This window comes from Couchioplanes caeruleus (assembly GCF_023499255.1).
GTDB classification, from domain to species: domain Bacteria; phylum Actinomycetota; class Actinomycetes; order Mycobacteriales; family Micromonosporaceae; genus Actinoplanes; species Actinoplanes caeruleus_A.
Map to the genome: position 1 here is coordinate 3269384 of NZ_CP092183.1, position 10711 is coordinate 3280094.

At 67.3% G+C, this 10711-nt stretch carries 7 protein-coding genes; 2 read left to right on the top strand and 5 right to left on the bottom strand.

Annotation, left to right across the window (positions count from 1 at the left end; all coding sequences use genetic code 11):
• Positions 1-8: 8 nt before the first annotated feature.
• The 5 genes from COUCH_RS15285 to COUCH_RS15305 are packed head-to-tail and all read right to left on the bottom strand — an operon-like array spanning position 9 to position 7799.
• Entirely contained in the window at positions 9-3080 is a 3072-nt protein-coding gene (locus COUCH_RS15285; RefSeq protein WP_249612741.1) for a BPTD_3080 family restriction endonuclease, read from the bottom strand.
• Between the two features lie 37 nt (positions 3081-3117).
• Entirely contained in the window at positions 3118-4431 is a 1314-nt protein-coding gene (locus COUCH_RS15290; protein WP_249612742.1) for an AAA domain-containing protein, read from the bottom strand.
• The gene (locus COUCH_RS15295; RefSeq protein WP_249612743.1) at positions 4428-5894 is read right to left on the bottom strand and encodes a hypothetical protein; all 1467 of its coding nucleotides are present in this window, start codon (positions 5892-5894) and stop codon (positions 4428-4430) included. The genes COUCH_RS15290 and COUCH_RS15295 overlap by 4 nt, the downstream gene beginning before the upstream one ends.
• Positions 5891-6973 carry a hypothetical protein gene (locus COUCH_RS15300; RefSeq protein WP_249612744.1) on the bottom strand — a complete coding sequence of 361 codons (1083 nt, stop codon included), beginning with the start codon at positions 6971-6973 and terminating at the stop codon, positions 5891-5893. Before COUCH_RS15300 ends, COUCH_RS15295 begins: the two co-directional genes overlap by 4 nt.
• Before the next feature lie 31 nt (positions 6974-7004).
• Positions 7005-7799 carry a hypothetical protein gene (locus tag COUCH_RS15305; protein WP_249612745.1) on the bottom strand — a complete coding sequence of 265 codons (795 nt, stop codon included), beginning with the start codon at positions 7797-7799 and terminating at the stop codon, positions 7005-7007.
• 104 nt (positions 7800-7903) lie between these two features.
• Between COUCH_RS15305 and COUCH_RS15310 the strand changes: the two genes are divergently transcribed.
• Together COUCH_RS15310 and COUCH_RS15315 are read left to right on the top strand one after the other, a co-directional pair.
• Entirely contained in the window at positions 7904-10336 is a 2433-nt protein-coding gene (locus COUCH_RS15310; protein ID WP_249612746.1) for an ATP-binding protein, read from the top strand.
• The gene (locus tag COUCH_RS15315) at positions 10333-10701 is read left to right on the top strand and encodes a hypothetical protein (protein ID WP_249612747.1); all 369 of its coding nucleotides are present in this window, start codon (positions 10333-10335) and stop codon (positions 10699-10701) included. Before COUCH_RS15310 ends, COUCH_RS15315 begins: the two co-directional genes overlap by 4 nt.
• The last annotated feature ends 10 nt before the right edge of the window (positions 10702-10711 follow it).

Genomic DNA, 10711 nt, shown 5'->3' on the forward strand with positions numbered 1-10711 from the left:
TCGCAGCGTCAGTCGGGCAGACCGATGATCGGCCGGTCGGCATACAGGTTCTCGATGGCGTCGTGCAGCACTTCGCGGAACTGCATAGGGTGGGTGGCTTCTACGTAGCCCCAGCGGCCGTACTGGCCCCAGTTGTTCACGGCAGCGCACCACTCGTGCCTGGCGGTGTGCGCCTTGGCGGCGGTTGGCCCGGGGGACTTGCGGCTTCCAGAAACTTCGACGATGAGCGTCCGTTCGACGTCGTCTGCGTCTCGCGGAACCAGTCGCACAATGAAGTCGGGCACGTAGTCGTGCTGGCGGCCTTCATGAACGTACGGGATGGTGAAGCCGAGGCGTTCGTTCTTGACGTAGGCGTGGACCCGCGAGTCTCCCTCAAGGATCTCGGCGAGACCCTCTTCCCAGGTGTTGCCGCGCTGGCCGTCGAGCACGACCTCGGTCAGGTGCGATTTCTGTGGCGGTGGCGCCATGACTACCTTGCGGGTAACGAAGTCGACATCGTCCGTCGAGCCTTCGGGATCAAATCGGCGCAGGACCGGCATCAGCACCTTGGCGCGGTTGCCGAGCTGGCGGATGATCGATCCGAAGACCTTTTCAGCTGCCCGCGAGGTTGCCTGAACCAGCAGAAGGTTGCCCTTCGACACGTCGGGGTCGGTGGTCACCCACTCCTTCAGCCACTGCCGGCAGATTTCGACGACCTGCGGGAAGAGCCAGGGCCTTTCTACGCCGTCCGCGGCGGCTAGGTACTTCTCGTCTTCCATGAGCCGCTTGGCGATGGTGTAGGCGATGCGTTGGTCACGGGCGCCCCGGATGTCGGCCAGCTCAATCTGCAGCCGCTCGCCTACGACACCCTGGTTTTCCACCCACAGCGCCACGAACTCCTGGGTGACGTGCAGACGTGACTTTTCATCGAAGTCTGCGATCAGCGTCTCGTCCGGGAGTTCGACGCGATAGCCGTCCAGCTTTGGCCACCGGATCGCAAGGTCGGCTCGCTCGGATACCGCGTACACCCGAATCGCCGGCCGGATGTCCTTCTGCGGCGGCGGGGTAGCGCGGTCGGAGGGGATAAAGGCGAACGGCACGCCGTACACCTCGGCGTACTCCGGCTCGAACTTGCCGTCTGCGTTCGCAGCGTAGCTGCGGCGGCGTAGACCGCGGCCGACCACCTGCTCGCACAGCAGCTGACTGCGGAATGGCCGCACGCCGAGGATGTGGGTGACGGTGTTGGCGTCCCACCCCTCAGTGAGCATGGCCACCGAGACGACACAGCGGATGTGCTCGCCGAGCTTGCCCTTTTTGCCGATGGTGTTCATCGCCTCGCGGAGCAAGTCGGCGTCGTTGATCTTTTCCACGTCAGCGCCCGGGTTACGCAGTCGAAACTCCTGCTTGAATGCCTCGATCTCGCGAGCCGCGGCCTGCTTAAAGTCAGGCCCAAGTGGATCCCCGGACTCCAACGCGACCGAGTCGACCAGGATGGTCCGTTGCCGGGTCGTCCAGACGCCATCCTCGATGTTGCTCAGCAGTGACAGGTTGCCTGGACGCAGCCGCTTCTCACCGTCCTGGTCGACCTCCCAGCCGGCAATCCACTCGTAAACCAACTTGGACACGACCGTATTCGGGCAAACGATGATCATCACGGGTGGAGGCTCGCCGAGTCCCGCTAGGTCCTTCTCATAGCGGACGTGGTTCTGCTCGTACGAGCGATACAGACTGCGAATCGCGCCCTCGAGGGTTTCCGGCATCACCCACCCCTGCGAGGTGATCGGTGCGCCCTTGGAAGACTGGCGCTGGGGCAGCGGTGGCCGGATGTTGTCCCACAGGTTGAGGTACACCGGTTGCTGAGCGACGGCGTCGTCGTCCACGGGGATGCGCGGGATCTTGACGATGCCGGACTCGATGGCGTCCATCAGCGAGAAATCGCTGACCACCCAGGGGAAGATGTGCCCCTCGTTATAGCCGGAACCCTTGAGGTAGTACGGGGTCGCCGATAGGTCATAGACCGTCTTGACTGAGGTCCGGCGCGAGACGTCCTGCAGTCCGCGGAACCACACGCGTGCCTCGCGGTTTCGCTCCTTGTCGGATTTATCAGCGACGTCTTCCGGGTGCTCCAGCAGTTTGTCCTGGTAGCAGTGATGTGCCTCGTCATTGAAGACAACAAGGCCACCCTCGGTCGACCCGAACGCGCCGAGCACTCGGTCCGCGACCATATCCGGGGTTTCTTGGAATGCGTCGGCGTCACCGGGCGGTCGGTTCCCGCGCAGCAGCTTGCGGGTGTTGGCGTTGACTCCCTTAATTTCCTTGGCGTCTCTAGGGAGGAATGTGTGGTAGTTGACCACCTTGACGTTGGCCTGGAGGACGACCTCCCAGAGATCCGGCGGTACCAGGTTCCGTTCGTCGTAGTAGTTGTCGTCCCGCTCCGGCTGCAGGACGCCGAGTCGGTCGCGAATGGTGATTCCCGGGGCCACGATCAGAAATCGCTTTGCGAACCGCGCGTCCCGAGGGGTCATCACCTTGTTGACGGTTTGCCAGGCGATCAACATCGCCATCACGACGGTCTTGCCGCTGCCAGTGGCCATCTTTAGTGCCACGCGCGGCAGGCCGTCGCTGTGCATGCGATTTTCCGGCTCCAGCCGTCGGCGGTAGTCCGTCGTCCCATGCCGACCCGCTACTTCGGCGAGGAAGATGGCGGTCTCCACCGCCTCCCGTTGGCAGAACAGCACCGGGTCCTCCCGATGCGGTCCGGGAGCCCAGTGGGCCAACAGCTTCCGGGTGTACGGCGTCACACCGGTCCAGTTGTTCGCCCGCCATCTCTCAACCTCGCGGCGGATGTCGTTGACGAGGCTGTTGACTTCCCGCCGTTCGCCGGTGATGTCAAAGTCGAGTGCCTCTTGCACATGCTTCTGCCGTGTCTTGCGACTTGGCGGCAAGGGGATGAACGACTCGCTTGGCCGACGGCCCGGCTTGAGGGCGCCGGTCGGGCCGTGTGGTCCGATCTCGAAGTGCTGCTGCGGCGGCTCGTACGGCGAGTTGATGATCGGGTTGCTGAGGTCGGGCGCCTCTGCCGCGACTTCGGACAAAGTCATGCTCTAGGTCCCCCGGAGGTTCGGTCGGCTGGTGACATCATGCACTCATGGGGATGCGGTGCGTCTCAAGGTGGGTCATTACAGTCTGATTTGCCGCCCAGCCGTCTGGGAACTTGACCGTCTCGTAAAGGTGAACAGGTTCCGTCGATGGGTGGGCGTCGAGCAGCTCGTGAATGCCTACCCGGCCTACGATGACGCAGGCCTGGCGGTGGCGGGACGTCAGCACACACAAGCGGCCCGCTTCGAGGTGGAAGGCGGTTGCGTCTCGGCGGCCCGACAGCGGATGCAGCACCACCGTCACGTCGTACTCTCGGCCCTGCAGGCGGTTCGCGGTGTCCACCGTGATGTCGGGCTGATCGGCCAAGGCAGTCCGCAGTGCGGAGACCTGGTCTCGGTGGGCGGCTCCGACGGCGATGCGCGACGGCGTCACCGGGCCTGACGTCGAGCCCGACCGGGCGACGGGACCTCGTTCCACGAAGCGCCGGGCCACGGCGGCCACGGCGTCGACCGCCTCGGCGTCGGTCCGCATGGTGTGCCGGGCGGGCAGCTCGAGGTAGCCCCAGCCGGAAGTCGCGGCTTCCTCGAGCACGGCGTCCACGGGCGTCCGGCCGAGGGCCCGTGTCGTGAACGTCAGCTCCCGCTCACCTGGGCCAGTCCCGGTGCGGAAACCGGTGAACGGGTAGAACGCCGAGGCGATCACATCCTGCGCGGTGCGCGGCAGGCGCCACGAGACAGGTAGCTGGTGCTCGGGTACGCCGTCGTTGTTGCGGAGCAGGCCGGCCACCGCCGACTGCATCGGGTCCCAGGTGAGTCCCCGCCAGCGATCGTTCTCCACGACCGAGAAGGGGTCGAGCTGCCCGGGGTCGCCGACGAACAGGGCTCGCTCGAACAGGCGGGCGATGGCGAGCAGGGCGTCGGAACGCATCTGGTACGCCTCGTCGACGATGGCCCACTCCCAGGAGCGGTCCTTGACGTACGCCCACTTCGCCGCGGTGGCAATAGTGACCGGGCACCCGGCAAGGTTGCCGGCGTCCTTGTCGCAGGCGACGTTAGTGAGGCCTGCGACGCGCGCTGACGGTACATAGTCGGCGCTGCTCAAACGCCCGATCAGGGTGGACGGGAGCCGGCCGGCGAGCGAAGCGGTCAGGTCGTCGACCTGCTCGTTCGTCTGGGCGACGATCATCAGGCGCTCGCCGTCCTCGACCAGTTCGGCCGCGGCGCGCACCACCAAGGTGGACTTGCCGGCGCCGGGCGGCGAGTTGACGACCACGCCGCGGTGTTTGCCGGAGCGAAAGTCTTCCAGGATGCGCAGCGTCGCCTGCGAAGCCTCGTAGGCGGGGTCGAAGGTCATTCCCACACCTCGCGGGCGTCGTCTTCGGTCGGCGTGTAGGGCTTCGGCGGGCCGCCGTGGGTCCACGGGGTTTCCTCGGGCGCCGGCAGTTCCGGTGAGCGCATGCCATCCGGGAACACGCTGGTGTAGGTCAGTTCTTCGCCGAGCGACGGGACGGTGCCCGGAGCGGCAGTCCCGCCGCGGCCCATGCTGTTCTCGATCTGCAGCTCCACGCGGTCGCCGGTGACGCTCAGAATGGTGACGTCCTGCTTCGGGCGGCTGGGGGAGCGAAGTTTCGTCGTGGCGAGGAGCCGGACCGGGTCACCTGTTCGGACGACGACGCGCGGCCGCAGAATGCGGCGACCCTTGTCAGACACAATCTTGCGATCGGGCTCGACCTCGACCACGGTGCCAAAGAAGGCTTCGCCGGTCACTCGGAAGCTCGCCATCACCAACGGGTCGTCGAGAGCGCGCGTGGCGTCATACTCGTTCTGCTCGCGCTCCAGGCGCTGCAGTCGGCGCGCCGCGGCGACCGCCCCGTCACGACGGGCCTGCGGGAAGCCGCCCCCGCTGACGTACTGGTGGTAGTTGGTGAAATCGGCGCGGTCGATGGCCCAGCGGTCGGGCACCGTGTCGCCCGGAGGCAGGGTGCGCAGCAGATCGATCGCCTGCCACATCAGCCGCCAGGTGGGCTCGAGCTGCGAGCGAAGATCGCGTTGCAGTACGGCCAAAGCCCGCTCGTGCTTGCCTTCGTCGTAGAGCCGGATCGCTGGCGCCAGAACCTCGTTGTCGAAGGTGGGGTCCGTGCTGGGCCCAGCCGGCGGCCAGATCGTCGGATCCTCCGCTTCGAGCGCGGCCACTGGTGCAGGCACGCCAGCAGGCGGCTGAATCCACGCCAACAGGGCAGCGAGGTTGGCGTCCTCCAACGCGCTCTGCCCAGTCGCCCAGTGCTGGCCCAGGGCGGAAGTCATGGCGACCAGCGCCGATGAGCCGGGGTGCTCCGACCGCTCACCGAGCCAAGTCAGCCAGCGGCCGAGCAGCGGCACCTGCGGCGAAACGGCATACTCGCCGGTCGTGCGCCGGAAGCGAGTGGACCGGCCGAAGAGGCGCACGAAGCCGGCGCCAGTAGGGCTGGGCACCAGCATTTGCGGCGCGTCCAAGTAGCGTGTCCTGGATTGCTTGCCGTATGTCTCGACACCCTGGCGCGGGCGCTCCTCGATGTACTGCAAAATGATGGCGGCGAGCTGATCAGCGAAGGTGAACCGCAGGGTGCGGTTGCGCGGCTGCGGCACGAACAGCATCGTCGGGTTGTCCCGGTCGGTGCCGATCATTGCTGCGAGCGGCGCGTTGGCTTCGCCGGCCATGGTGAGGGGCACGAAGACCAGGGGATGGTCGCTCAAGTGCAGATGGCGGCGGGTGGCGATGGGGTACGCCCGTCCGCCGTCCACGGCGAGGGCTCGGGCGTACGAGGAGATCGCGCTCATGCCGCCACCGACCCGTAGATCTGCGCCGTGATCTGCAGCATCGCGGCTGCTTCTTCTTCCTCGACCGACGCCATCGCCTTTCCGTGTGCCAGGTCGAGAGCCCGGGCGACGTGCTCGACGCCACCGAGTTCCTCACGGACCGTCGTGCCCAGCGCGGACGTGCAACCAGCGGCTTCGTGTCGGCAGAAGTAGGCCATCTCGCAGCTGTTGAGGCACGACGGCGCGTATCGGGCCTCCATGGTCGAGAGTGCTGTCATGAGCTCGTCGGGGGAGTGGGTGGCGAGATCGAGGCTGAGCCCGTCCGGCAACTGGTCGACGAGAGTTTCGATCCGGGCGAGGCGGGTGAGCTGGTGGTCCAGGGTGATCAGCTGCTTGCGGACGTCGATCTTGACCGCGGTGGGTTGGTTCGAGAAGTCTTTCGGGCAGACGAGCACTACCTCGTGCGAGACCGCGGCGTCGCCGAGCAGCCGCCGCAGCGCCAGCACGTAGACCGCCGACTGCCGGGCCGCTGCAGCGGTTTTGGTGCCGTCAGCCTGGTCGTCGATGATGGCAAACGATTTGATCTCGACGACGTGCAGGACGCCGTTGTGGTGGAAGGCGACCAGATCGGGCTCGAGGTAGACGTCGTTGCCGCCGACGTCCAGCCGCAGCAGCGGGTGATCGAGGAAGGTGAGCGGTTCCCGGCCTTCGACGGCGGCCTTCAGAGCTTGACGAGCGCGGGTGTGCCGCACCTCCTGGCTCGCGTTGCCGCCGACGTCGTTGAGGTCGGTGCTGCCCACCTCTTCGATCTCCAGGCCGAGCACCTCGCGCAGCAGACGCAGAAGCTCGGCGTATCCGTTGGCCTTGACTTGGGCCTCGAACGAGTTGCCCCGGGTGATGGCGAACTGGGACTGGCCGAATTTCGCCGGGAACCCGATCTGCTTGGCCAGTGCGTCCTTGTCAACGCCGGCTGCGTCGAGCACGGCCCGCCGTGCGCAGCCCGGGTTTCCGGTCAGAGCGGCCACCGTACGGGCGTTGTGTCGCTTCGCGGGAGCGGGGCCGCGCAGCTGGTGGAGTCGGTGCGGGGTGTCGTCGGGCATCGTTCGTTCCTTCGCGGAGAACGGAGACGGGTCAGGAGCCGGTGGCCGCGGCGCGGCCCAGCCGGGCGCCGAAAAGTTGTTGTGACGGAGTGAGCTGGTCGATGGCCCGCTTGGCGGCCGCTTCGCGGTGCGACCGATCGGCGTCGACATGGATGACCAGTTCGGCCTGAGCGGCCTCGGCGACGGCGGCCGGGGTCATAGCGTTGGCGCTGGTGGCGGCTCCCGGGATCGTGGCGGCGAAGCGCCACAGCAGCCGCCGGGCGTTCGGGCCCGTCTCGCCGAGCCTTTCCAGCTGTTCGGCAAGTCGGGTGGCGGCGGTGAGGAAATCGACCCGCAGGCTGAGCGGGCCGATGATCCGCGTGGCCATCGGCCACGACGAGACGGCGATCAGCCCGCGCGCAGGCGCGAGGTGGTCGGCCGTCAGAGCGGCGCAGAGATAGTACGGGCGGGAGTATGGCGCGGACTGGAACGAGCGCTCCTCGTCGCGCCGCAGACTCGTGAGCTTGGTCGGTGTCAGCTCCCCGGTGGCGAACGCTTCGTGTACGGCGACGACGAGCTTGGGAGCGGCCGGAGCTCCGAGCAAGGTCAGCGCCTGGTGCACCTGTTCCCGTACGGGAAGAAGTGGCCCGGAAGCGAGCCGCGGAGCCGGAACCAACGGCGTCTCGTCCGCCAGTTCCTCATCGAGGAGCGCTTCCCACTCGCGCTGTGCCTGACGCAACTGTTTACGCAGGCTGGTAACGCGCTCGCGGTCGCCGGCGGTCAGCGCTCGCCGCACCTCGGTGCGCAGATCTTCGATCCGCCGATCGAGGGCCTCGACTTGATCCATACCAGTACCGTACAGTCTTCCAGCAGGTTCCAGCAATCCCCAGTAACTACTCAATGCTGTCCTTCCCCGGGCGGCCCACCGTAACGTCGGCATGGGAGCAGACGGTGAGCACGACTCACGCACTTCTGGAGCATCTTTTCGACCGTTTGACCGAGCAGCGCACCTCCGATCAGACCGCCGAGGTGGTTCTGGGTGCCTTCGCCGGGGAGTGTCAGCTTCGCGCCGTGCTCGACGGCGCCTCCGCTGACCTGCCTGCCCGCGAAGGGCAGGCGGCCGAGCAGCGGCACGTTTTCCTCGAGCGCGTCACTGTGACGGGCTTTCGCGGCATCGGCGCCAAAGCCGCGCTGCACCTGCAGCCGCAACCCGGTCTCACCCTGGTCATCGGGCGCAATGGTTCTGGCAAGTCCAGCTTCGCCGAGGCCGTCGAGCTCTCTCTCACCGGCGACAGCAAGCGCTGGGCCGAGAACAACCGAATCTTCCGCGAGGGCTGGCGCAACCTGCACCATCCAAACCAGGCGACCATTGAAGTCACGGCGCGCCTCGACGGCTCCCCTGTGCCCGTGCGCCTGCGCCGCCGCTGGCGCGACGACGCCACCGAACCCAGCGATGCGGCCGCCGACGTCCGCCACGGCGACCAGACGTACGCCGACGTCGACGCTCTCGGCTGGCGCCAGCCCTTGGAGGCGTACCGCCCGCTGCTGACCGCCAACGATCTGGGCCGGCTCATCTCGTCGCGGCCCAGCGACCTGTTCGACGCGCTCGCGCCGCTGCTGGCCATCGAGCCGATCACCGACGCCGAGAGCCTGCTGAAGCGGATCAAGCGGGAGCTGGACACCCAGCTCAAGGCGGTGTCCGACCGGCGAAAGTCCCTCCGCCAGGCGCTCGGCGAGGTCGACGACGAGCGTGCCCGCGCGGCGGCCAAGCTGCTCGCGTCCGTTCGGCCTGCCCTCGACGCCGTGGACCGGCTGCTAGGCAACACGGACGACGTCGACCCTCAGGTGACGGCGTACCGGAGGCTGGTGAGCCTGCCGCCGTTGCCGCCGGCCGAGGAGATCACCGCGGTGGCGGACACGCTGACGGCGGCTGCGGTCCACGTCGGGGAAGCACCGGACAGCAACGTCACCGAGGACATGGCCCGGCTGCTTGAAGCTGCCACCGAACACTACGACGCGCACGGTGGCGGCCCTTGCCCGTTGTGCCATGCCGGCGTGCTGGACCAGCATTGGCGTACCGACGCTCAAGCGGAACTGGATCGCATCCGCGACGATGCGGCTGCCCGCCGCTCCGCTATGGACGGCCTGGCCGTCGCCCGCCGGAAGGTTCAGGCACTTCCGGTCGGCGCGGGAGTGCCCACGACGCTGCCGGAGGACTTCCCAGCCGAACTCCGTGAGCGGCTCAGGACGGCATGGGCCGTCTGGTCGGGTCTCAGCGCCGATGCCGACCCGGAAGCGGTGGCCGCGCATCTCACCAGCACCTACCCACCCTTGCTGCAGACGGTCGCGGCGGTACGCGAAGCGGCCATCCTTTGGTTGCAGGCGCGTCATGACCAGTGGCGTGACCTCGCCGCCCAGCTGCAGCAATGGCACGCCGACGCCGTCGCGGCGCGTGTTCACGAGGCTCCGCTGGCGCGCGTCAAGGAGGCCCTCGACTGGTACAAGCCGCTGATCGAGAACCTTCGCACGGAGCAGCTGGCGCCGTTCGCCGCCCGGTCGCAGCAGATCTGGGAGGAGCTGCGCCAGGAGAGCAACGTCGAGCTGGCGGGGATGAAACTCGACGGGTCGAGCACCCGGCGGCGGGTCGCGTTCCCGGCCACCGTGGACGGCACGGCGACCAGCGCGATGTCGGTGATGAGCCAGGGGGAGATGCAGGCTCTCGGTCTGGCTGTGTTCCTGCCGCGCGCCAGCGCGGACGCCAGCCCGTTCCGGTTCCTCATCATCGACGACCCGGTGCAGAGCATGGACCCCGCTAAGGTGGACGGGCTCGCCCGGGTCTTCGCCGACCTGGCGCAGACCCGTCAGATCATCGTCTTCACCCACGACGATCGGCTCCCGGAGGCCGTCCGTCGCCTCGAGATTGACGCGACCATCTGGGAGGTCGTCCGCCGGGAGAACTCGACGGTGGAGATCCGCAAGAACATCGACCCGGTGAAGCGCTACCTCGACGATGCTGCGGCTCTGGCTAAGACTCGGGATATGCCGGTCGAGGTCCGCACGCCCGTCGTCGTGACCTACTGTCGGTCGGCCCTCGAAGCTCGTTTCCACCAGATCATCCGTGCCCGTCGCATCGGGCGTGGCGAACCTCATCGCGATGTCGATGCACTGATCGGCCGGGCCCGCACCACGATGCAGGTGGCTGCGCTTGCTCTCTTTGACGACATGGATGCCGGCGGTCAGGTTTTCGGCAAGCTCAACACCGCGCACGGCGGGTGGGCGGCCACCGCCCTGCGCACCTGCAAAGAAGGCGCCCACGGCGCCGCCGTCAACGACCCCGAACAGCTTGTGGCCGATGTGGCTCGTCTCGTTGCGAGGCTGAAATGATCACTGCCGAGAACTACCTCGCCAGCGCCGCCGACCTCATGATTAAACCGGCCACCGGTACTCGCGGACTCTGGCCGCGGGCGAGTGCGTGGCTCCTTCGTCTCGCCTTGGAGGCGGCACTGGACCGCTACTGGGAGGCGATGGCCCCCAGCGTGGCGGAATGTCGTAATCGGCGGGCGCAGCTGATGATGTTGCGGGAGTACGCCGGTGCCGAGACCGCGCAGCGGGCAGCTTATCTGTGGTGGGCGTTGTCGCGGGCTGGACATCATCACGGATACGAACTGGCTCTCACGGCCGGAGAGCTCCGGCACCTGCACACCGAGTCGCGTGCCATGGTCGCGACCCTCAGGCAGACGTCGAAGTGAACCGTGCTTG

What these genes read in the sequence shown, in the direction of transcription:
- COUCH_RS15285 (WP_249612741.1), bottom strand. Translation starts at nt 3,080, where the DNA reads ATGACTTTGTCCGAAGTCGCGGCAGAGGCGCCCGACCTCAGCAACCCG.
- COUCH_RS15290 (WP_249612742.1), bottom strand. Translation starts at nt 4,431, where the DNA reads ATGACCTTCGACCCCGCCTACGAGGCTTCGCAGGCGACGCTGCGCATC.
- COUCH_RS15295 (WP_249612743.1), bottom strand. Translation starts at nt 5,894, where the DNA reads ATGAGCGCGATCTCCTCGTACGCCCGAGCCCTCGCCGTGGACGGCGGA.
- COUCH_RS15300 (WP_249612744.1), bottom strand. Translation starts at nt 6,973, where the DNA reads ATGCCCGACGACACCCCGCACCGACTCCACCAGCTGCGCGGCCCCGCT.
- COUCH_RS15305 (WP_249612745.1), bottom strand. Translation starts at nt 7,799, where the DNA reads ATGGATCAAGTCGAGGCCCTCGATCGGCGGATCGAAGATCTGCGCACC.
- COUCH_RS15315 (WP_249612747.1), top strand. Translation starts at nt 10,333, where the DNA reads ATGATCACTGCCGAGAACTACCTCGCCAGCGCCGCCGACCTCATGATT.